Source organism: Delftia sp. CH05, assembly GCF_009827015.1.
Lineage (GTDB): Bacteria > Pseudomonadota > Gammaproteobacteria > Burkholderiales > Burkholderiaceae_C > Comamonas > Comamonas tsuruhatensis.
This window is the reverse complement of record NZ_WUMG01000011.1, coordinates 69,494-92,129: the sequence shown is the minus strand read 5'-3', so window position 1 is coordinate 92,129 and position 22,636 is coordinate 69,494. Positions and strand designations below refer to the sequence as shown.

At 70.1% G+C, this 22,636-nt stretch carries 16 protein-coding genes; 10 read left to right on the top strand and 6 right to left on the bottom strand.

Annotated elements, in window-relative coordinates; genetic code table 11:
• The first annotated feature begins 55 nt into the window (after positions 1 to 55).
• Together cphA and GRX31_RS11715 are read left to right on the top strand one after the other, a co-directional pair.
• Positions 56 to 2,635, top strand: coding sequence for a cyanophycin synthetase (gene cphA / locus GRX31_RS11720; RefSeq protein ID WP_160852828.1), 2,580 nt, complete (start codon positions 56 to 58; stop codon positions 2,633 to 2,635).
• A 116-nt stretch (positions 2,636 to 2,751) separates the two neighbouring features.
• Complete coding sequence (locus tag GRX31_RS11715; protein WP_227740904.1) at positions 2,752 to 3,261, top strand: CreA family protein; 510 nt, start codon at positions 2,752 to 2,754, stop codon at positions 3,259 to 3,261.
• A gap of 7 nt (positions 3,262 to 3,268) precedes the next feature.
• Here GRX31_RS11715 and GRX31_RS11710 read toward each other — a convergent pair whose 3' ends face one another.
• Positions 3,269 to 4,174: a LysR family transcriptional regulator gene (locus GRX31_RS11710; RefSeq protein WP_160852826.1), complete on the bottom strand. Its 906-nt coding sequence runs from the start codon at positions 4,172 to 4,174 to the stop codon at positions 3,269 to 3,271.
• 132 nt (positions 4,175 to 4,306) lie between these two features.
• On the opposite strand from GRX31_RS11710, the gene GRX31_RS11705 reads away from it, so the two are divergent.
• The 4 genes from GRX31_RS11705 (at position 4,307) to GRX31_RS11690 (ending at position 8,603) form a co-directional block, all read left to right on the top strand.
• Positions 4,307 to 5,389 carry a YeiH family protein gene (locus GRX31_RS11705; protein ID WP_160852824.1) on the top strand — a complete coding sequence of 361 codons (1,083 nt, stop codon included), beginning with the start codon at positions 4,307 to 4,309 and terminating at the stop codon, positions 5,387 to 5,389.
• A gap of 157 nt (positions 5,390 to 5,546) precedes the next feature.
• Complete coding sequence (locus GRX31_RS11700) at positions 5,547 to 6,008, top strand: MarR family winged helix-turn-helix transcriptional regulator (RefSeq protein WP_016448753.1); 462 nt, start codon at positions 5,547 to 5,549, stop codon at positions 6,006 to 6,008.
• Positions 6,005 to 7,990, top strand: a complete 1,986-nt coding sequence (locus GRX31_RS11695) for an FUSC family protein (RefSeq protein ID WP_160852822.1) — start codon at positions 6,005 to 6,007, stop codon at positions 7,988 to 7,990. The genes GRX31_RS11700 and GRX31_RS11695 overlap by 4 nt, the downstream gene beginning before the upstream one ends.
• 91 nt (positions 7,991 to 8,081) lie before the next feature.
• Positions 8,082 to 8,603: a GNAT family N-acetyltransferase gene (locus tag GRX31_RS11690; RefSeq protein WP_047218881.1), complete on the top strand. Its 522-nt coding sequence runs from the start codon at positions 8,082 to 8,084 to the stop codon at positions 8,601 to 8,603.
• 44 nt (positions 8,604 to 8,647) lie between these two features.
• Here GRX31_RS11690 and GRX31_RS11685 read toward each other — a convergent pair whose 3' ends face one another.
• Positions 8,648 to 10,090, bottom strand: coding sequence for an NAD-dependent succinate-semialdehyde dehydrogenase (locus GRX31_RS11685; RefSeq protein WP_016448756.1), 1,443 nt, complete (start codon positions 10,088 to 10,090; stop codon positions 8,648 to 8,650).
• 203 nt (positions 10,091 to 10,293) lie between these two features.
• On the opposite strand from GRX31_RS11685, the gene GRX31_RS11680 reads away from it, so the two are divergent.
• Positions 10,294 to 12,246 carry a trypsin-like serine protease gene (locus tag GRX31_RS11680; RefSeq protein ID WP_160852820.1) on the top strand — a complete coding sequence of 651 codons (1,953 nt, stop codon included), beginning with the start codon at positions 10,294 to 10,296 and terminating at the stop codon, positions 12,244 to 12,246.
• Between the two features lie 81 nt (positions 12,247 to 12,327).
• Here GRX31_RS11680 and GRX31_RS11675 read toward each other — a convergent pair whose 3' ends face one another.
• Genes GRX31_RS11675 through GRX31_RS11665 form a run of 3 tightly spaced genes read right to left on the bottom strand, consistent with a single transcriptional unit; the run spans position 12,328 to position 17,790 of the window.
• Complete coding sequence (locus GRX31_RS11675; RefSeq protein ID WP_202396561.1) at positions 12,328 to 15,180, bottom strand: Hsp70 family protein; 2,853 nt, start codon at positions 15,178 to 15,180, stop codon at positions 12,328 to 12,330.
• A 58-nt stretch (positions 15,181 to 15,238) separates the two neighbouring features.
• Positions 15,239 to 17,104: an Hsp70 family protein gene (locus GRX31_RS11670; protein ID WP_160852816.1), complete on the bottom strand. Its 1,866-nt coding sequence runs from the start codon at positions 17,102 to 17,104 to the stop codon at positions 15,239 to 15,241.
• A 2-nt stretch (positions 17,105 to 17,106) separates the two neighbouring features.
• Positions 17,107 to 17,790 (bottom strand): DUF2760 domain-containing protein, encoded by a 684-nt coding sequence (locus tag GRX31_RS11665; protein WP_160852814.1) that lies wholly within the window; start codon positions 17,788 to 17,790, stop codon positions 17,107 to 17,109.
• A gap of 197 nt (positions 17,791 to 17,987) precedes the next feature.
• Between GRX31_RS11665 and GRX31_RS30545 the strand changes: the two genes are divergently transcribed.
• From GRX31_RS30545 to GRX31_RS11655, 3 genes are all read left to right on the top strand, one after another.
• On the top strand, positions 17,988 to 18,137 hold the full coding sequence (locus GRX31_RS30545; RefSeq protein ID WP_164474686.1) for a hypothetical protein: 150 nt from the start codon (positions 17,988 to 17,990) through the stop codon (positions 18,135 to 18,137).
• A gap of 152 nt (positions 18,138 to 18,289) precedes the next feature.
• Positions 18,290 to 19,165 (top strand): hypothetical protein, encoded by an 876-nt coding sequence (locus GRX31_RS11660; protein WP_026062924.1) that lies wholly within the window; start codon positions 18,290 to 18,292, stop codon positions 19,163 to 19,165.
• 100 nt (positions 19,166 to 19,265) lie between these two features.
• Positions 19,266 to 19,970 (top strand): riboflavin synthase, encoded by a 705-nt coding sequence (locus GRX31_RS11655; protein WP_034364447.1) that lies wholly within the window; start codon positions 19,266 to 19,268, stop codon positions 19,968 to 19,970.
• 13 nt (positions 19,971 to 19,983) lie between these two features.
• Here the strand turns inward: GRX31_RS11655 and GRX31_RS11650 are convergent, their stop codons facing one another.
• On the bottom strand, positions 19,984 to 22,503 hold the full coding sequence (locus tag GRX31_RS11650; RefSeq protein WP_160852812.1) for a heavy metal translocating P-type ATPase: 2,520 nt from the start codon (positions 22,501 to 22,503) through the stop codon (positions 19,984 to 19,986).
• Positions 22,504 to 22,636: the final 133 nt, after the last annotated feature.

The window sequence follows — 22,636 nt, the reverse complement described above, 5'->3', positions numbered from 1 at the left end:
CGATGACATGCAGGCAGGCCCGGCGACGCGGGCCTGCCCTCCGAAAGAAGACACTATGCAGATCACCCGCATCCGAGCCCTGCGCGGCCCCAATCTCTGGACCCGCAGCACCGCCATCGAAGCCATCGTGCAATGCGAGCCCGGCGACTGTGACTACTCGGCCCTGGCAGGGTTCGAGGACCGGCTGCGCGCGCGCTTTCCCAAGATCGGCACGCTGCAGCCGCACGGTGCCGACCAGCGCCTGTCGCTGGCCCATGTGCTGGAAGTGGCGACCCTGTCGCTGCAGGCCCAGGCCGGCTGCCCCGTGACCTTCAGCCGCACGCACGAGACCGTGGAAGCCGGCACCTACCAGGTGGTGGTGGAGTACACCGAGGAATCCGTGGGCCGCCTGGCCATGGAACAGGCCGGTGCGCTGCTGCAGTCGGCACTGGCCGACACGCCCTTCGACGCCGACAAGGTGGTGGCCGAGCTGCGTGAACTCGACGAGGACGAGCGCATCGGCCCCTCCACAGGCTCCATCGTCGATGCGGCCGTGGCGCGCGGCATTCCCATCCGCCGCCTGACCTCGGGCTCGCTGGTGCAACTGGGCTGGGGCTCCAAGGCGCGCCGCATCCAGGCCGCCGAGCTGGACCAGACCAGCGCCGTGGCCGAGTCCATCGCCCAGGACAAGGACCTGACCAAGCGCCTGCTGCACGCCGCCGGCGTGCCCGTGCCGCTGGGCCGCCCCGTCAAGGACGTGGAAGAAGCCTGGCTCGTGGCCCAGGAAGTGGGACTGCCCGTGGTGGTCAAGCCCCAGGACGGCAACCAGGGCAAGGGCGTGGTGGTCAACATCACCACGCACGAGCAGCTCAAGGCCGCCTTTGCCACCGCCTCGGAATTCGGCGACGACATCATGGTCGAACGCTTCCTGCCGGGCCACGACTTCCGCCTGCTGGTGGTCGGCGGCCAGCTGGTGGCCGCTGCGCGCCGCGAGCCGCCCCAGGTGCTGGGCGACGGCCAGCACACCATCCGCGAACTGGTCGAGCTGGTCAACCAGGACCCGCGCCGCGGCTCGGGCCACGGCACGGCGCTGACCAAGATCCGCCTGGACGACATCGCCATCGCGCGCATCGCCACCGAAGGCCTCACGCCCGAATCCGTGCCGGCCCAGGGCCAGCGCGTGGTGCTGCGCAACAACGCCAACCTGTCCACGGGCGGCAGCGCCACCGATGTGACGGACGACGTGCACCCCGACATCGCCGCGCGCGCCGTCGAGGCCGCCCAGACCATCGGCCTGCACATCTGCGGCGTGGACGTGGTCTGCGAGACCATGCTGCGCCCGCTGGAGGAGCAAAACGGCGGCATCGTCGAAGTCAACGCCGCACCGGGCCTGCGCATGCACCTGGCGCCGTCCTTCGGCAAGCCCCGCAACGTGGGCGTGCCCATGGTCGATGAGCTGTTCGCACCCGGCCAGGATGGCCGCATCCCGCTGGTGGCCGTCACCGGCACCAATGGCAAGACCACGACCACGCGCCTGATCGCCCACCTGTTCACCTCGCATGGCTGGCGCACGGCCATGACCAATACCGACGGCGTCTACGTCAACGGCCGCCAGATCGACAGCGGCGACTGCTCGGGCCCGCGCAGCGCGCGCAACGCCCTGGCCCACCCCGAGACCGATGCGGCCGTGCTCGAATGCGCGCGCGGCGGCATCCTGCGCGAAGGCCTGGGCTTCGACCGCTGCCAGGTGGCCGTGGTCACCAACGTGGGCGCGGGCGACCACCTGGGCCTGAACTACATCACCACGGTGGAAGACGTGGCCGTGCTCAAGCGCGTCATCGTGCAGAACGTGGCCGCCGACGGCTATGCCGTGCTCAACGCCGCCGACCCGCTGGTGGCCGCCATGGCCTCCACCTCGCCGGGCAAGGTCATCTATTTCGCGGCCGACCGCCACCACCCCGTGATGGCCACGCACCGCGCCCAGGGCAACCGCGTGGTCTACGTGGACGGCGACAGCATCGTTGCGGCCGAAAGTTCGTGGCGCGAGACCATCGCCCTGCGCGAGATCCCCATCACGCGCAACGGCACCATCACCTTCCAGGTGGAGAACGTCATGGCCGCCATCGCCGCCGCCTGGGGCGTGGGCCTGCCGTGGCAGACCATCCGCCGCGGGCTGGCCGGCTTCGTCAACGACAGCGACAACGCCCCCGGACGCTTCAACGTCATGGACTACCGTGGCGCCACGCTGATCGCCGACTACGGCCACAACCCCGACGCCATCCGCGCACTGGTGCAGGCCGTGGATGCCATGCCGGCCCAGCGCCGCAGCGTGGTCATCAGCGGCGCGGGCGACCGCCGCGACCAGGACATCACCGAGCAGACCCAGATCCTGGGCCGCGCCTTCGACGACGTCATCCTCTACCAGGATGCCTGCCAGCGCGGCCGCGCCGACGGGGAAGTCCTGGCCCTGCTGCAGCAAGGCCTGCAAGGCGCACCGCGCACCGGCTACGTGACCCAGATCCAGGGCGAGTTCAACGCCATCGACCACGCGCTGGCGCGGCTGACGCCCGGCGACCTGTGCCTGGTGCTGGTGGATCAGGTCGAGGAAGCCCTGGAGCATCTTCGCCGCCATGTGGCGGGTGAAAACACCCCCTGAGGCGCTTTGCGCCTTCCCCCTCTCTCGCTTCGCGGGAGGGGGACGACACCCTCGGGGCGGGGCGGCCCTTCCTCGGTGTCCCTGAGTTGGGCCGCGCCACTCTCATACGCAACGCCATGATCAAACCCAGTGCGAAGTATTTCCCGCGAGGCCGGGCCTTGCTCACGGCCGCTCTGGCCACGCTGCTGCTGGGCGCCTGCGGTGCGCGCGCTGAGCAGGTGGGCGCGGTGGACACGGTGTTCAAGTTCATAGGCCCGGACCACAAGATCGTGGTCGATGCCTATGACGATCCCAAGGTGGCGGGCGTGACCTGCTATGTCTCGCGCGCCAAGACCGGCGGCATCAAGGGCGGCCTGGGCCTGGCCGAGGACCGCGCCGAAGCCTCGATCAGCTGCGTGCAGACCGGACCCATCCAGATCCCTGCGCCGCTCAAGCAGCAGGAAGAAGTGTTCAGCGAACGCATCTCGCTGCTGTTCAAGCGCCTGCGCGTGGTGCGCATGGTCGATGCGCAGCGCAACACCCTGGTCTACATGACCTACTCGGACCGCGTGATCGAAGGCTCGCCGCAGAACAGCGTCACGGCCGTGCCCGTGCCGCGCAACACGCCGATACCGCTGCAAAAGTAGCCTGGGCTCATTCCTGCGCCTGGGACCTGCAGGCCTGCACGAAGGCCGCCAGCGCAGGCGAGCGGCGCTTGCCTGCCCGCTGCACCAGCGAGAAATCGCGCCACATGCGCGGCAGCGTGGTCGGCAGCACGGCCAGCTCTCCCGAGGCGACCAGGGCCTGCACCAGCACGCGCGACAGGCAGCTGACGCCCAGGCCCTGCGCCACGCAGCGCGCAATCGCCTCCGAACTGCCCAGCGTGGCGGCGGCCGGCAGCTGGTGCAGATGCGGCAGCAAGGCATGCTCCACCATCTCGCGCGTGCCCGAGCCCGGCTCGCGCAGCAGCCAGCGCGCACCGCGCAAAGCGGCCACGCCCAGCGGGCGCTGGCGCGCGGCCTGCACCAGCGGGTCCTGTGCTGCAGCCACGATGACGAGTTCGTCGCGCATCCAGGGCTCGACCTCCAGCCCGGGCCAGTGGCTGGTGCCCTCGATCAGGCCCAGGTCCACGTCCAGCGATTCCACGGCCTGGCCCACCTCGCGCGTGTTGGCGATCTGCAGGTCCACGCTCAGGTGCGGATGGCTGCGCGCCAGGTGCGCGAGCACGGCCGGCAGCGCATAGGTGCCTATGGTGGTGCTGGCTGCCACGCGCAGACGCACGGGCAGGCTGGCGGCCCGCACCGAAAACGCCTGCTCTATGCCCCTGGCCTGCTCCAGCAGCGCCAGCGCCTCGGGCAGCAGGGCACGCCCCGCGTCGTTGAGCGCCAGCCGCCGGCCCACGCGCTCGAACAGCTGGGCGCCCATGGCCTGCTCCAGCTGCTGCAGCGCGGCGCTGGTGGCCGACTGCGACAGGGCCACGGCATCGGCCGCCGCCACGGTGGAGCCGGCCTGGGCAACGGCGCAGAAGATTTCAAGTTGGCGCAGGGTGAGATGCAGCATGGCGTGCAGTCTGGACGAGGCATCAACCTGTTTCCCCGGTTGATGCTACAAAAACTATTCGTTATACGAATATAGCCAAGAAATCTAAAGTGCCTCCCATGCACCGCGCTCCTGACGCGGCGCGCAGGCACCATGAACACCACTTCCCTCCCACGCTCCTCCCTCCCTGGCTGGCTTCGCCGTTTGACCGAGCTTGCGCCCGGCCTGCTGCTGGCAGGCGCCATTGCCGCAGCCGCCACCTGGGGCGCACGCCAGCCCCTGCTGGCCGGCTCGGGCCTGAGTGCACTGACGCTGGCCATCTGCATCGGCCTGGTCATCGGCAACACCGTCTATCCACGCCTGGCGCCCAGCTGCCATGCCGGCGTGGGCCTGGCCAAGCAGCGCCTGCTGCGCGCGGGCATCGTGCTCTACGGCCTGCGGCTGACCTTCCAGGACATAGGCCATGTGGGCATGGCCGGCGTGGTGGTCGATGCCCTGGTGCTGGGCAGCACCTTTTTGCTGGCGCAGTGGCTGGGCCGCCGCGTCTTCGGGCTGGATGCGCGCACCACGGTGCTGATCGGCGCGGGCAGCTCCATCTGCGGCGCCGCTGCCGTGCTGGCCACCGAACCCGTGATCAAGGGACGTGCCGAAGACGTGGCCGTGGCCGTGGCCACCGTGGTGGTCTTCGGCACCGTGGGCACCTTTCTCTACCCCGCGCTGTTCCACTGGAACGCCGCCCACGGCTGGCTGGACATGTCGCCCGCGCAGTACGGGCTGTACGTGGGCTCCACCGTGCATGAGGTGGCCCAGGTCGTGGCCGCCGGCGAAGCCATTGCGCCCGAAGCCGCCGACGTGGCCGTGATCTCCAAGATGGTGCGCGTGATGATGCTCGCCCCCTTCCTGCTGCTGCTGTCCATGGCGGTGGCGCGCGGCAACCGCAGCAGCCAGGTGAGCGACGGCCAGCCGCGCCGCATCACCATTCCCTGGTTCGCGCTGGGCTTCGTCGCCATGGCCGGCGTGAACTCGCTGGGCGTGCTGCCCGCTGCCGTGGTACAGGTGGGCGTGCAGCTGGACAACGCGCTGCTGGCCGTGGCCATGGCGGCCCTGGGCCTGACCACCCATGTCCGCGCCGTGCGTGCCGCAGGCACGAAGCCCCTGCTGCTGGCCGCCTTGCTGTTCGCATGGCTTCTGGTGGCGGGCCTGCTCTTCAACCGCTGGGTGCCCGGCCTGCTCTGAAGCTGCCAGCATCCCTCGACCGGCCCTGCGAGGCATCGTCTCGCAGGGCCTTTTTCATGGACGGCCTGCCTTCCAGAACAAGGGAATACCCTTAAATCAAATGCAGGCACAATTAATTTGCAATGCAAATTAATTGAACTACAAAGATAATCGAGGCATGTCCTTTGCCTCTGCCCCTCCCCGCGCCCGTCTCGGCTTTCTCATGGTCACCCTGGTACGCCAATGGCGCCGCCAGGTCGAGGAACAACTGCTGGCCGACGGCCTGACCGACGCCACCTGGGCGCCGCTGATCCACCTGCGCGCCTGGGGCGATGGCGTCACGCAAAAGGAACTGGCCGAGCGCGTGGGGCTGGATGGCTCCAGCCTGGTGCGCCTGCTCGATATTCTGGAAGGCCATGGATGGGTGGAGCGCCGCGCCGACCCCGGTGACCGGCGCAGCAAGCGCATCTTCCTGACCGATGAAGGCAACGGCGCCGTGGACCGCGTGCGCGCCACCATGCTGCAGGCCGAGCTGGCCATGCTGCAGGACTTGGACGATGCCGAGGTCGAGGCCATGCTGGCCGGCATGGCCAAGATCCAGGCGCGCATGGGCGCGCTGCGCACGGAAGGCGCGCCATGAGCGCCCTCCACGATGCCTATGGCCGCCTGCTGCAGGCCTCGGCCCGCTGGGGTTTCGACCCCGTGCGCCTGCGCCAGCACCTGCGCACGGCCTTCGCCGCCTGCCTGGCCTTGCTGGCCGCCTGGCAGCTGGGGCTGGAGCATCCGCAGTGGGCTGCCATGGCCACCTGGGCCGCATCCCAGCCGCTGCGCGGGCAACTGGTCGAGAAAAGCTTTTTCCGGGTCGCAGGCACCGTGGCCGGCACGGCCGTGGGCGTGGGCCTGGTGCTGCTGGCCCAGGGCAATCTGCTGTGGCTGGTGCTGGGCCTGGCCGTCTGGCTGGGCCTGTGTGCGGGCGTGGGCAATCTGCAGCGCAGCTTCGTGGCCTACGGCACCATGCTGGCCGGCTATTCGGCAGCCATGGTGGCGCTGCTGGACTTCGCCCATCCCGAGCAGGTCTTCGCCCTGGGCTGGGACCGGCTGTTCACCGCGCTGACCGGCGTATTCGCAGCCTTGCTCGTGGGCTGGCTGTTCACGCCCAAGGGCAGCGGCATTCCCGGCAATGCCGAGGTACGCCAGCTGTTTGCCCGGCTGCTGCGCGATCTGGCCGACAGCCTGCAGGCGCGCGGCCGTTCGTCACTGGGCTCGCAGGAGATCGCCGCCCGCCTGCTGGCCATGGCGGTGATCGAGGAGGGGCTGGACCCGCACGCCGCAGGATCGCAGCGCTCGCGCGAGGCCGTGCACGCGCTGCGCCGGCTCATGAATGCCCAGATCTCGGCCCTGCTGTGGCTGCGCGATGCACCGTCGCAGGAGCCGCCTGCGGCCTTTGGCGAGGCGCAGGCCCTGGCCGCCGCGCAGGCGCTGCGCGAAGCCGCCGTGGCGCTGGAGACGCGCGTGCAGTTGCACGAGGCCGCGGCGGCCCTGGTATGCGCACGCGAGGCCGCTGTGGCCTGGCCCGGCGCAGCCGACATGCTGGCCCCGATGGGCTTTGCGCTGCAGGCCCACCTGGCCGCCACCCATGACGTGGCCCTGCCGCCCGGCCACCGCGCCCGCCAATGGCCGGTGGTGCTGCACAGCGATTGGCTGGGCGCGCGCCGCGCCATGCTGCGTGCCAGCGCGGCCATCGCCATCGTGGGCCTGCTGTGGGTGGTGACGGGCTGGAGCGGCGGTGCCTACATGCTGCTGGGCATGTCCATCATGCTGACCGTGTTCTCGGGCTTCGAGAACCCGTCGGCCACCATGCGCCATGTGACCCTGGGCCAGGCCATGGGCGTGCTGGTGGCCCTGGCCTGCCAGTGGCTGGTCTGGCCGTTCGCCAGCAGCCAGGCGGGCCTGGTGTGGCTGATGCTGCCCTTTGTCTACGTGGGCGCACTGCTGTTCTCGCACCAGCGCACCGCGCTCTCGGGCTATGACTGCAACATGGTGCTGCTGCTCCTGCTGCAGCCCCACTACCCGCAGACGGCCAGCTTCGGCCATGCGCTGGCCCTGGGGCTGGCGGTGGTGTCCGGGCCGCTGGCCGGCTGGGCTGCCTACCGATTCATCCTGCCGGTCACCCTGCAGGGACGGCTGCAGGGCCTGCGCTCCATGATGGTCCACGAGCTGCAGGACATGGCCGCCACGCCCGGCCATGCGCGCGATGGCCGCGTCTGGCGTGCCCGCCTGTACCACCGGCTGCTGCGCCTGGTGCGCATGTCGGAGCAGGCCGGAGGACAGCTGGGCGCGCAGGCGGCGGAGTGCGGCCTGGCCGCCCTGCATGTGGGCCGCGCCATCCAGGCGCTGCACCAGCTGTCCGAGGAAGCCGCGCTGGGCGACGGCACGGCCCGCGCCGTGCGCGCCGCGCTGCTGCGCCTGCAGCGGCTGCAGCAGTCCCCCGGCCAGTGCCCGCCGCTTTTGCGCGCGCTGGCGCAGCGCGTGGCCGAACGCCACCCCGACCAGGCCCGCCAGCTGCGCCATGCCGCGCATGAGATCGCGCAGCACGAAGCCTTCTTCCGCAATGCCGGCTGAAGCACGGACCCATGCCAGAATGAACGGCTAAGGTCGGCCCAGGCCGGCAGCGCCCCACGCTCTCTGCCCCCCTGTTGCGAGGAAAGCATCCATGACGTGGAGCGACACCACCATCACCTCACAGCGCCTGGCGCTGCGCCCCTTCACTGCCGCCGATGCCGATGAGGCCTTTGCCTGCATCACGCCCACGTTGACGCGCTACCTGTCGTTCGAGCCGCCATCGGCGCCTGCCGATTTCGAGGCGGTCTGGCGCGGATGGCTGCGGGAGATCGCAGCCGGCACGGACTTCAACTTCACGCTGCGCGAGCGCGCGTCAGGCCGATTCACCGGCCTGCTGGGCCTGCACCGCGCGCGCGATGCCGAGCCCGAACTCGGCATCTGGATACGCGAGGACGCGCATGGCCAGGGCCATGGCCGCGAGGCCGTTGCCGCCCTGGCCGCCTGGGCCGCGGAAACCTTCGCCCCGCAGTCCTTCAGCTACCCGGTGGCCGAGGCCAACACGGCCAGCCGGCGCATCGCCGAAGGATTGGGCGGAGTCGTCGTGGAGCAGCAGCAGCGGCCCAAGTACGCGGCCGTCATCTACCGCATTCCAGCGCGCAAGCCGCACCCATGAAAAACGGCCCCCTCAGGGGCCGTTCATCGTTCAGCCGGCCATGATCACACGGCGGCAATGGACACGGCCTTGGAGACCAGGTAGGCCTCCAGCGCCTCGGGGCCGCCTTCGGAGCCGTAGCCCGAGTCCTTGATGCCGCCGAACGGCATCTCGGCCGAGGCCACGGCCGGCTGGTTGATCCACAGCATGCCGGCCTCGACCTGCTGCGCCAGCTGGTGAGCGGTCTTGATGGAGCGCGTGAACGCATAGGCGGCCAGGCCATAGGACAGGCGGTTGGCCTCGGCGATGGCATCGCCCAGATCGTCGAAGCCGCGGATGGCAGCCACGGGGCCGAAAGGCTCCTGGTTGAAGATCTCGGCGCTCAGCGGCACATCGCCCAGCACCGTGGGTGCAAAGTAGTTGCCCTTGTCGCCCAGGGAGCCGCCGCCCGTGAGCAGCTTGGCGCCCTGCTTTTGCGCGTCCTCGATGAAATGGGCCAGTGCGGTGACGCGGCGCGGATTGGCCAGCGGGCCCATCTGCGTGCCCTGCACCAGGCCATCGCCGACCTTGAGGCCTTCGGCATGCGCCACCATGGCGCGTGTGAACTCCTCGCGCACGCTGTTGTGCACCAGAAAGCGCGTGGGCGAGATACAGACCTGGCCTGCATTGCGGAACTTGGCCGCACCCGCCGCCTTGACGGCCAGCGCCACGTCGGCATCCTCGGCCACGATGACCGGCGCGTGGCCGCCCAGCTCCATGGTCGAGCGCTTCATGTGCTGGCCGGCCAGCGCCGCCAGCTGCTTGCCCACGGGCGTGGAACCCGTGAACGTGACCTTGCGGATCACGGGATGGGCGATCAGGTAGGAGGAAATCTGGGCCGGATCGCCGAACACCAGGCCCACCACCCCGGCCGGCACGCCGGCATCGACAAAGCACTTGAACAGGGCGGCAGGCGCGGCCGGCGTTTCCTCGGGCGCCTTGCACAGGAAGGAGCAGCCCGTGGCCAGCGCCGCGCCGATCTTGCGCACGATCTGGTTGACGGGGAAGTTCCAGGGCGTGAAGGCGGCCACGGGACCCACGGGCTCCTTGATCACCAGCTGCTGCACCTCGGGACGGCGCGAGGGCACGATGCGGCCGTACACGCGCAGCGCCTCGTCGGCAAACCATTCGATGATGCCCACGCCGGCCAGGATCTCGCCCTTGGCCTCGGCCAGCGGCTTGCCCTGCTCCTGCGTCAGCAGGGCGGCGATCTCGTCGGCCCGGTCCTTGAGCAGGGCTGCGGCACGGCGCATGGCGGCTCCGCGCTCATGGGCGGAGACCTTGCGCCAGGTCTCGAAGCCGCGCTGAGCGGCGGCCAGCGCACGGTCCAGGTCGGCCACGTCGGCATGGGCCACATGGCCGATGACCTCGCCGCTGGCCGGATTGCGCACGGGAATCTTCCTGCCGCTGGCGGCGTCCTGCCATTGGCCGTCGATCAGGAGTTGGGTGTCGGAGTAGGAGTGGCTCATGCTGGATCAGATCCTTGGTAGATGACAGGGGGCAGATGTGTGGGGCAGGCACGGCGCTCGCAGTGTCCGCACCCGGCTGCCGCTGCAGCGCAGCGACCATTCTAGGAAGCGCCGGACGGCCCTGCCGTCACCGGGCTGTCACGCACACAACACCTAAAATGCCCGGGTTTCGCAATATCCACCAATCCGTTGAGAGGGAGCTCATGACCGATCTTTTCGACACCACTGCGCGCAGGGGCTTGCGCAGCGTCGCGCTGGCGCTCGCCCTGGCCGGCAGCCTGGGGCTGGCATGGGGGCAGGAGGGCGCCACAGATGTGCCTCAGTTCATCCCCCGCATGAGCGTGGACTCGCGCGTCCAGCCGCAGGACACGCCTCGGGAGTTCCTGGCTTCGCGCAGCATGTCTTCCCCCGCAGCCGTCACCCCCACGCCGCTGCGCGTGGAACTGGGCACCTGGAAGGATGTGCGAGCCGCCTCGGCCGCTGTGGGCGGCGCCCTGCAGGTGGGCGCACAGCGCCCCAGCAGCCAGACCGCCACCACCCAGGCCCTGGGCGGGCAACTGCAATGGCAGACCTCGGCCGACGGCGGGCTGATTGCCGCAGTCAGCGTGCGCTCCGAAGGTGCCTACGGCATTCGCCTGGGTGTGGAAATCGAGCAGTTGCCCGGCAGCGCCCTGCTGCGCATCTATGCCCAAGGCGACCGCGCCGGCGCCTATGAAATTTCCGGCCAGCGCGTGCTGCAGCTGCTGCAGGCCAACAAGGACGCAGGCGATGCCAGCGCCGACGGCCGCACCTGGTGGACGCCCGACAGCGGCGGCGACGAGGTCACCCTGGAGATCGACCTGCCGCCCGGCACGCCTGCCGATGCGCTGCGACTGGCCATTCCGCGCGTCATGCACGTGTACGAGAACCTGTCGCTGCCGCTGGAGGGCGAGAACGTGTTCTCGGCCCAGCTCAACGAGTCCCTGTCATGCCACCTGGACTCCACCTGCTATGACGCCTACAGCGCGCAGCGCAACGCCGTGGCGCGCATGTTCTATGTCCAGAATGGCCAGGGCTATGTGTGCTCGGGCACGCTGATCAACGACAAGGCAGGCTCCGGAACGCCCTACTTCCTCACGGCCAACCATTGCATCAGCACCCAGACCGTGGCCTCCACGCTGGAGACTTCGTGGTTCTATCGCACGCCCTCGTGCAACAGCCGCACGCTGTCGTCGGCCTCGCGCACGCTGCGCAACGGCGCCACCCTGCTGTACGCCACCGCCACCTATGACGGCAGCTTGCTGCGGCTCAACGAAGCCGCCCCTGCAGGCGCCGTCTTTGCCGGCTGGTCCACCCAGGCCCTGACCAGTGGCGCCAAGGTGGTAGGCATACACCACCCGCGTGGCGACCTGCAGAAGATCAGCTTCGGCACCTATGACCGCTCCTTGGCCTGCGAACCCTCCAGCGATGCCACCATGACCTGCCGGTACCGCGATGGCGGCTACCTCAGCGTGAATTGGGACCAGGGCCTGACGCAGCCGGGCAGCAGCGGTTCGGGCCTGTTCCTGAATGGCCTGCTGGTCGGCACGCTCTACGGCGGCGACGACCAGACCTGTTCGCGCACGGGTGGCAACTCGATCTATGGGCGCTTTGACCTGCTCTTCCCCAATGTGCAGAAGTGGCTTGCTGCAGACACGGGCACGGGCGGCGTGGACACCGGCACCGGACAGGCCCGCACCGCCATCTACCGCTTCTTCAACCGCCAGACCGGCGCTCACTTCTATACCGCCAGCGCCTCCGAGCGCGACTATGTGGTGGCCACCTACCCGGCCTTCCAGTACGAGAACGTGGCCTTCTATGCGTCCACCCAGCCGCAGCAGGGCCTGGACCCGGTGTTCCGTTTCTTCAACACGGCCTCCGGCGCACACTTCTTCACCATCAGCCAGCCTGAACGTGACTACGTGCTCGCAACCTATCCCAGCTTCAAGAGCGAGGGCACGTCCTGGTATGCCCAGACGGCCGCCGGCAATGGCACCGTTCCCATGTTCCGCTTCTTCAACGTGCAGACAGGCACGCACTTCTACACAGCCAACGCGGCTGAACGCGATTTCGTGATCGCCAGCTATCCCGTTTTCAAGTACGAAGGTGTCGCCTACTACGTCTGGAACTCGCAGTAAGCACAGCGCACTGCACTTGCTGCAGTGCCTCCCCAAGAAGAAGGCCCCGCACTGCGGGGCCTTCTTCTTGGGCAACAGCCGTCACCCCACCAGCACCAGCCCCGGCGGCAGGCTATCCCCAAAGCTGCGCTTCGCATCCTGGGCGTCCATCTGCTGGACCTGTTCCACCAGGTCGATCCAGCGCTGCGGTGCACCGGCGCCGCGCAACCGCTCCAGCACCAGGGCGCGCTGGGCATCGGACAGGTCCAGCGCACGGTCGCCCGTCATGCGGGCCATCTGCACGGCAGCGAACATGGCGGTTTCATTGCGGCGCCAGTCCTGGGCCAGGGTGGCGTCCAGGAACTCCTGCGCAGCCTCGGGCGGCATGACGCGGTGGGCGTTGGCGGCCAGCGGCATGCGCGCGGCCAGCCGGCCTATGGCCCACCAGGTCTGCACGGATTCACCGGGGTGTTTCAGCCGCTGCAGCATCCACTGGCCCATTTCCTGGCGGTACTGCCAGGGCACGGCCTCCATGGCGGCGAACAGGCGCAGCATGTCGTCGTAGCTGCCATGGGCGGACTTGCCCTGGCTGCGCTGCGTGGACTGCTGCACGGCCTTTTGCATGTGGCCGGCAACCTCTTCCAGCAGCTCCATCTGCCGGGCCTCGTCCAGGCCCGCGGCCACGCGGCGCCAGAACACCCACCATTCGGTGCGGTTGGCCGCCTCGCCGCCATGGCCCAGGCCCTGGCCATGCAGTTGCCAGACCTGCTGCATGCGCCAGCCGTCCAGCTCGGCGCCCACGCCGGGGCGCAGGCACCAGCCTGCCAGGTTCAGCCAGACGCGCTCGTGCTCGGCCGTGCGGCGGCGGCGCCTGGCGCGGGCCAGCAAGGCGTCGAACAGTGCGCGCAGCAGCGGCAGGTCCCAGTCCTCGCGCGGGCCCAGCCGTCGCTCCAGCGACTGGCGCAGTTGGCGGACCTCCTTGGCCGTCACCTCCTGGGCCTGGCTGCCGAAGATGCGCTCGATCAGGGCCACGGCGTCCGCCAGCCGGCCCTGCCGGGCAGAACGATCGCCGGTGTCCTGCGAATCTGCGGCCAGCGCACCGCGCACGATGAACGGCAGCAACCACTGGCGCTGCGCATCGTCGGCGGCCACGCAGCGCACCTCCAGCGTGCCGACCTCGGTCATGCAGGCCTGCAGTTGCACTTCGACCTGGGCCTTGTCCCGGCCCTCGGGCGCGGGCAGCACGGTGGACAGGGCGGGCAGCTCGACCCAGCCCTCGCCGTCGAGCGCCGCGATACGGCCGGCCTGCGCAGGCGCCGCCGCCAGGCTGTTGGCCACCAGCGAAAAGCGCACGGCCTGGCCCAGGCGCAACGCAAAGCGCCGGCCGGAGAGCACGATGCGCACGCCCTCCTCCGTGCCGCGCGGCAGCAGGCAGATGCCCTGTGGTGCGGCACCCGCCTTCTCGGGCAGGACCAGCCAGTAGCTGCGCGGCGAGCCACCGCCGATGCGCGGTACCGGGGCGGGCACAGTCCGGGCATCTTCCGATTCCGGCAGATCCTCAGACGGACGGCTCTGGACATGCATGGCCAGGCCATGCGCCGCTGCGCCGCGTGCCACGGCCCAGTCGGGATGCGGGTTGTGCAGCAGGCGCAGCGGCTGGCCGCGCCAGGCCTGCAGCTGCGCCACCAGCCGCTGGGCCAGCGCATGGGCGTGGAAGACGCCGCCATTGAGCAGAACCGCATCGGGCAACTCCCCAGCCGCGTGCTGCGCGAGGAACTGCGCCAAATGCCGTGTGATCGCCGCATCGGCAGGATATGGGAGCCCCAGGCCGCGCAAAGCGCCCTGGCGCCGGGTGGGCAGATCCTGCAGGCCGGCCAGCGGCATGAAGCCTTCGACCACGGCCTCGCGCACCTCGTCGCGGCGCAGCGTGGCCGTGCGCGTCTGCGCCAGCAGCTTCGATCCGCCGCCCAGCAGGGTCACGGCCACGGACTCGGGCGCATCGTCGGCCAGCAACTGTTCCTTGGCCATGCGGCAGCGCTGCACCAGTTGGGCGAAGCGTGCGGCGGGCAGACGCTCGCCGGGCGGGGCGAACTGCGGCTCCAGCCGATGGGCCAGCGCCAGGTCCATGTTGTCGCCGCCCAGCATCAGGTGCTCGCCCACGGCCGTGCGTGTCAGCACGGGCAGGCCTCCAGCTTCAGCGGGCTGCACGCGGATCAGGGTCAGGTCGGTGGTGCCGCCGCCCACATCCACCACCAGCACCAGGCGGCAGTGCGCCAGCTCGGCCGCCAGGCGTTCGCCCTGCAGCACCAGCCAGTCGTGGAAGGCGGCCTTGGGTTCCTCCAGCAATTGCACCGCAGGCAGACCGGCCAGCCGCGCGGCCTCCAGCGTCAGTGCGCGCGCGCCTTCGTCGAATGAGGCCGGCACGGTCAGCACGACCAGCTGGTCCCTCAGCGGCGCGCCGGGGTGCGTGCGGTCCCAGGCCTGCCGGACATGGTCCAGGTAACTGGCCGAGGCCTGCAGCGGCGACAGCCGGGCCACCTCTTCGGGCGCGCCCCAGGGCAGGATGGCCGCCGTGCGGTCCACGCCCGCGTGCGACAGCCAGCTCTTGGCACTGGCCACCAGGCGCGACGGCACGGCCGCGCCCAGATCACGCGCCCAGCGGCCATTGACGGCGGGCGCTTGCGCATCGGCGCCCAGTGCCGCCCAGGGCTGCTGCCAGGCATCGCCCAGCTCGCCGGGCGCCGCCTGGTAGCGCGCCGAGGGCAGCAGCACCTGGGCGGCGACCTCGCCGGCCGAGACACGCTGCGCCACGGGCAGCAAGGCGATGTCGGCCGCCGTGCCGCCCACGGGCACATGCGCCACCACGGTGTGGCTGGTGCCCAGGTCGATGCCCACGATGTGGGCGGCGTCGGGAGCGAAGGGGGTGGCGGAGGCGGGGGCGGCAGTATCAGGCATATCGGCAGTCATACAGGGCACGGTGCGCGGCCCGGACCGGGCCTGCCGCCGGGGCGGGCTACGCTACATCGGCCCGCACGTCGAACTCCACCTTCCAGCGTTCGTCACCACCCACGGGCACGGCGTTGAGTTCCAGCGTGCCGATGTCGGTCACGCGCGCATGCAGGGTGACGGGCACGATCTCGCCGGGCGCACGGCCTTCGGCGGGCAGATGGGCCTCGATTTCCTGCAGCTCGACCAGCTCCTCTGGGCCCCAGAAGTCCAGCACGGTGCCGACCTGGTCGGCGCGGCGCACGGAGGAGCCGAAAAAGCGCAGGCGCACGGGCTCGCCCACGACCAGGCCGAATTCCTGGGTGTCCAGCGCCACCTCGGTGCCCTCTTCCATGCCGAAGGGCGCCAGGCACAGGGCCGAGATGGGCGGCTCCATGCCGGGGATGGCGGGCATGTTGCTTTCCACGCCCACGTAATAGCTCTGCGCCGTGCCGCCACGGATGCGCACGCCACGGCCCGCAGCCGCCACATGGCCGAAGTAGGCGGCGCCGCGCGCCACGGCCAGGTCGAGGTTGGCGCCATCCAGCAGGCGCGCGGGTTGCGCGCCTTCGCCGGCCAGCCAGCCGTTGACGACTTCCAGGATGCGCTGCTCTATCTGCGGCGCCTTGAGCACGCCGCCGTTGAACAGGATGGCCGAGGGATGCAGGAAGGACGCGCCCTCGGGCTGCGTGCCCTGGAGGCCTTCGATCTGCTCGGTGGCGCCGGCCTGGCGTGAGAGGAAGGCCGCCAGGTGGCGCGTGACGGCCGCGTCCTGCGCATACGGCAGGCCCAGCTGGGTCAGCGCGGCGCGCGCGCGGGTCTGGGGCTTGTCGGAGACGGCTGCGCGCGGGAAGAAGCCTTCCACCAGCATCTGCAGCACCTCGTCACGCGTGACCTCGGTGCGGATGCTGCCGCCGATGAGCTTGCTGCCCCGGCTGGGCACGACCACGGGCACGGACTGCAGCGAGGCGTCGGCCAGCAGTTGCTCCTTGGCCTGGCGGCAGCCATGGGCCAGGGCACGGGTCTGCCAGGCGTCGAGCTGTTTGCCCTCCTGGGCCAGCTTGCGGGCCACGCCGTAGGCCAGGGCCAGGTCCATGTTGTCGCCGCCCAGCAGGATGTGCTCGCCCACGGCCACGCGCTGCAGCTCCAGGCCGCCGTCCTTTTCCAGCACGGCGATCAGCGACAGGTCGGTGGTGCCGCCGCCCACGTCCACGACGAGGATGATCTCGCCGCTTTGTACCTGCTTGCGCCACTGGCCGCCGCTGGCCTGGATCCAGCTGTACAGCGCAGCCTGGGGTTCCTCCAGCAGCGTGAGCCTCTGGAAGCCCGCGGCGCGGCAGGCCTCGGCCGTCAGCTCGCGCGCGGCCGGGTCGAACGAGGCGGGAATGGTCACCGTCACATCCTGGGCGTCGAACGGCGCCTCGGGATGGGCCTGCTCCCAGGCCCAACGCAGGTGCGACAGATAGCGGATGGAGGCGGTCAGGGGCGAGACGCGGTGCACCTCCTCGGGCGCATCGGCCGGCAGCAGGGGCGAGCGGCGGTCCACGCCCGGATGGCACAGCCAGCTCTTGGCGCTGGAGACCAGCCGGATCGGCGTGGCCGCGCCGCGCGATCGCGCGAACTCGCCCACCACGAAGTCCTGGCTGGCGCCCCAGGGCAGGGCCATGTCGGCCGCAGTCAGCTCGCTTTCATGCGGCAGGTAGAGGAAGGATGGCAGCAGTGGGCGCGCCTCCACGCTGGAGGGGCCGGTGAGCTGGGGAATGTCCAGCACGCCCTGCTCCACCTTCTCGCCATCGCTGGCCTGGCGGTCCACATAGGAGAGCGCGCAATGCGTGGTGCCCAGGTCGATGCCGATGCTGTAGCGCGCCTGGGAGAATTGAAGGGACTGGTCCATGCTCACAGCTCCACCTCGGCCTGGGCCACGATGGCGGCAGCCTTGTGGTCGGTGAGCTGGGGCAGGCGGACATCGTCCACGCGCCAGCCACGGTGGCCCAGCGTGCCCGTGAAGGGTGCCTGGCCGACCACGTTGCCCGTCAGGCGCACGGCGGCGGCATCAAAGCCTGCGGCCAGCGTGACGCGGCTGCCTTCGGCCTCGGCACGCACGGGGGCGATGCTGAAATGCTCGCGCAGCACCTTGCGGCAGCCTTCGTGCACCACGCGCGCGGCGGCGCCGATCTCGGCGTCGGCATAGCCGGCCACGTCTTCCTGCACGAAGTCCACGAAGCGCGCCTCGCGCTGCAGCAGGCCCAGCAGCTGCAGGGCGGCGGTGCCAGCGGGTGCGGCCGGCTCCACGACGGTCTTTTCGACGATCTTCTCGACCGGCACCTCGACACGCTTTTCAACCACTTTCTCGACCACCTTCTCGACAGGCACCTCGACGCGGACCTCGACGATCCGGTCCACGGGCACCTCCACGCGCACCTCCTTGGGTGCGGACGGCGGCACGTCGGCGGCCAGCGGCTCGCCGTCACGCAGGCGGGACACGTCGGCGGCCAGGGGGCCGTTGCCGAGGATGGCGAAGAAACTGCCGATCGCGATGGCGATGCGGCTCAGGAACGAGGGGGGAGTCTTGGAATTCATGGGCTTCTCTTGGCGAGAGGACCCTGCCGGGCCGATCGCCGCGCAGCAGGGCAACCGGGCGCCCGGTGGTCCTCCACCGGGCGCCCGCAGGGTCCGTGATGTTACCCAAAGCAACGAAGCCCCGTCCTGTACACGGCCCCATGCCCCCGTGCGCAAATGGCCTCGCGGCATAATCGCGGCTCCTCATCCCCCTGTCCATGGCCCCTACACGCCTTTTCCGCCACGCCCCGACCCGCTGCACCGCCTTGCGCGCGCAGCGGCCGCAGCGCGTGCACGGCGTGCCCACGGCCTTCATCAGCCTGTGCGGCTTCACGGCCCTGCTTTCCGCCGCCGTGCGGAAAGCCTGAGGTCCAACCCCAGCTTCCCGCACGGCCCCCGCAGCGAATCCGCATGCAAACGCATGCCAGGAGCTGCCGGCCCATGCCCGCATCGCCCTGGCCTGCACGCCTTTCAGGCTGCGCCGCCGCATGGCACAGCCGCTGTGACCCAGGAGCTGACGATGGACATGGAACTCTCCCAAAACTTTCTGCGCGCCAAAAGCCCTTGCGCGGCGGGCTTTCGCTGGTTCGTGCGCAACCGCCATGACGGCAACGACTACCAGCGCGTGCTCGACGCCCTGGTGGGCGATGGCCGCGTCGAGGACGCGCGCTGGCTCATGAACCAGTTCGGACCCACCGACGCCGTGCTGGAGGTCGATCACCTGGAGGCCGATGCCCTGGTGTTCTCGGGCAGCGTCGTCGTGCATGGCGAGCTGCGCGTACCCGGCCTGCTGGCCGTGGGCCGCACGCTGCAGGCCGGCGCCGGCATCCACGCCGGCCGCATCGAGGCCGGCCAGGACCTGCACAGCGGCGGCGCCATCTTCTGCAGCGGCCCGCTGCAGGCCGGCGGCCTGGTCAAGGCCGCCTGGAGCGTGGACGTGCACGAGGAACTGCGCGCCGAGGACGTGCGCGCGGGCTGGGAGCTGCGCTGCGGCGCCGACCTGCGCCTGGGCGGAGGGGCCCAGGCCGGCCAGGACATCGAGGTGCAGGGCGCCATCCGCTGCGGCAAGGGCCTGCGCGCGGGCGGCAGCATCCGCGCCAGCGGCCTGATCGAGCTGGGCCACGGCCTGTACGCTGGCGCCGACGTGGAAGGCGGCAGCCATATCGAGGTGGACTGGGGCATGCGCGCGCTGGGCGACATCCGTGCGGCCTGCAGCATCCGCGCGGGCGAGACCCTGCATGCCGAAGGCGAGATCGCGGCCGGCCCCGGCTACGGCATCTATGCGGGCATGAACGTGCAGCAGGATGCCTGGCCGTCCTGTGCTTGGGTGCATGCGGCGCAGCGGCCGCCAGCCCTGCTCAGCGGCTGGTGGGAGGAGGCAGCGGCTCCGGCCTGATGCCCGCAGGGACACGCCGGCCTGCGCCCCCGCAGCGCAGCGCCGCGATGCAAAATACCCGCTTCGCCGCCGACCGGGCGGCTCCAAGGAATCCCACATCGTGTTCACCGGCATCATCCAGGCCGTGGCAAGCATTGCCGCGCTGCGCGACCAGAACGGCCTGCGCACCTTCACCCTCGACTTTCCCGAAGGCTTCTGCCAGGACCTGGCCATCGGCGCCAGCGTCTCCACCGACGGCGTGTGCCTGACGGTGACCGAGATCCTCTCGCCCACGCGCGCCACGTTCGATGTGATGCTGCAAAGCCTGAACATCACCACGCTGGGCGGCTATGCCGAGGGCGGGCGCGTCAATGTGGAGCGCGCGGCAAAGGATGGCGCCGAGATCGGCGGTCATCCGCTGTCGGGCCATGTGGATTTCACCTCGCCCGTGCTGGAAGTGGCCTCCAGCGACACCAACCACCGCATCCGCTTCGGCATTCCCGAGGGCTTTCGCCACTACGTGTTCGCCAAGGGCTACATCGCCATCAACGGCGCCAGCCTCACGGTGTCCGAGGTGGACCGCCAGGCAGGCTGGTTCGAGGTCTGGCTGATCCCCGAGACGCGCCGCATGACCGTGTTCGAGTCCAAGGGCGTGGGCGACCTGCTCAATGTGGAGATCGACCGCAGCACCCAGGTCGTGGTGGACACGGTGCGCGAGACCGTGCAGCAAAGCCTGGGCCGCCTGCAGCCCGTGCTCGAGGCCCTGCTGAAAGAAAAAGGCCTGAGCCTGGACGACTTCATAGACGTCCCCAAGCTGCCCGGCTGACTGCCTTCGTCGTTCAACGCCCCGCCGCCAGCGGCGGACTGAAACGCCGCAGGCGCAGCGCGTTGCTGAGCACGAAGACGCTGGACAGCGCCATGGCCCCGGCCGCGAACACGGGCGACAGCAGCGTGCCGTTGACGGGGTACAGCAGGCCAGCGGCCACGGGGATCAGGGCCACGTTGTAGGCAAAGGCCCAGAACAGGTTCTGCCGGATGTTGGCCATGGTGGCCTTGGACAGCGCGATCGCATTGGGCACGCCGCCCAGGTCGCCCGACATCAGCACCACGTCGGCCGCCTCGATGGCGATGTCCGTGCCCGTGCCGATGGCCAGGCCCACATCGGCCTCGGCCAGGGCCGGCGCGTCGTTGATGCCGTCGCCCACATAGGCCAGCGTGCCATGCTCGGCCTTCAGGCGCTTGACGGCATCGACCTTGCCGCCGGGCAGCACCTCGGCCACCACCTCGTCGATGCCCAGCTGGCGCGCAATGGCCTCGGCCGTGCGGCGGTTGTCTCCGGTGATCATGGCCACCTTCAGGCCCAAGGCGTGCAGCGCGGCAATGGCGGCCGGCGTGCTGTCCTTGATGGGATCGGCCACGGCGATCATGGCTGCCAGGCGACCGTTCACCGCGGCATACAGCGGCGTCTTGCCTTCGTCGCCCAGGCGCGCGGCCCCGTCTGCCAGCGTGTCCACCTGCAGGCCCAGCTCGCGCATGAAGCGGTCGGCACCGATCTCCACGCGCACGCCGTCCACCTGGGCGCGCACGCCAAAGCCTGTCACCGATTCAAAGCGGTCCACGGCACCCAGCGGCAGATCCTCGGCCTTGGCAGCATCCACGATGGCGCGCGCAATCGGGTGCTCGGAGCGGTCCTCCACGGCCGCCACCAGCGCCAGCACGCGGCTGCGCTCGCCCTCGAAGCCGGGGGCCAGCACCAGGTCGGTCAGCTCGGGGCGGCCGCGCGTCAGCGTGCCCGTCTTGTCCACGGCCACCACGCGGGCGTCTTTCAAGGTCTGCAGCGCCTCGCCCTTGCGCAGCAGCACGCCCATCTGCGCGGCCCGGCCCGTGCCCACCATGATGGAGGTGGGCGTGGCCAGGCCCATGGCGCAGGGGCAGGCGATGATGAGCACGGCCACGGCATTGACCAGCGCAAAGCTCAGTGCGGGCGACGGCCCCCAGGCCAGCCAGGCGCCGAAGGTCAGCAGGGCCACGGCCATCACCGCCGGCACGAACCACATGGTGACCTGGTCCACCAGCGCCTGTATGGGCAGCTTGGAGCCCTGGGCCTGCTCGACCATGCGGATGATCTGCGCCAGCAGCGTATCCGCGCCCACCTTGGTGGCGCGAAAGGCCAGCGCGCCGTTCTGGTTCACCGTGCCGCCGACCAGTTCGGCACCCGGGGTTTTCTCGACCGGCACGGGCTCGCCGCTGATCATGGATTCATCGACGAAGCTGCTGCCCTCGATGACCTCGCCATCGACGGGAATGCGCTCGCCGGGCCGCACCTCGATGGTGTCGCCCGCACGCACGGCGGCGATGTCCACCTCCTGCACGGCGCCGTCCTTGCGCACGCGCGCCGTCTTGGCCTGCAGTCGCACCAGGCGGCGGATGGCTTCGGAGGTATTGCCCTTGGCGCGCGCCTCCATGAAGCGGCCCAGCAGGATCAGCGCCACGATCACGGCCGCCGCCTCGTAATACACATTCACCGTGCCGGCCGGCAGCCACTGCGGCACGAAGGTGGCCACCAGCGAATAGGCAAAGGCCGCCGAGGTGCCCACGGCCACCAGCGAATTCATGTCGGGCGCGCCGCGCAGCAGCGCGGGAATGCCCTTCTGGAAGAAACGCAGGCCCGGCCCGAACAGCACGATGGCCGACAGCAGGCACTGCAGATACCAGCTGTTCTGGGTGCCGATGGCCTGCCCCACCCAACGGTGGAAGGCCGGCACCATGTGGCCGCCCATCTCCAGCACGAACACCGGCAGCGCGAACACCGCGGCCACGATCAGCGAGCGCTTGAGCGAGGCCCGCTCGCGCGCCTGGCGCTGCTCCGTGCCGTCTTCGGCCGGCGACTGCGCTGCGCCGCCTTCACTGGCCGGGTTCGCGCTGGCGCCCAGCGGACGCGCTTCGTACCCGGCCTTGTGCACAGCTGCCACAAGGGCCGCCACATCTGCACTGCCAGCCAGCGTCACCACTGCACGCTCGGTGGCCAGGTTCACGCTGGCCGATTGCACGCCTTCCACCTTTTTCAGCGCACGCTCCACGCGGCCCACGCAGGAGGCGCAGGTCATGCCCTCCACTTCCAGTTCCACGCTGGACTGGGGCACTTCGTAGCCGGCCTTCTCGATGGCTGCAATGGCGGCGGGCAGATCGGCCGCGCCCTCGAAGCGGATGCTGGCCTTTTCGGTGGCCAGGTTGACCACGGCTTCCTGCACGCCCGGCAGCTTCTTGAGCGCGCGCTCCACACGCCCCACGCAGGAGGCGCAGGTCATGCCCTGAACGGGCAGGTCTATGGCCATGCCGGCCTTGGTCGATGCATTCATTGCCTGACTCCTTTGTTCTCGCATGCAGGCACTTTAGAGATTGCCACCATGTCAAGGTCAAGCCCCCTGCAGGGCGCTTTCATCGCCATGTCATCTGCCTTGCCCAGCATCGGCGGCCGTGACAAACCGATAC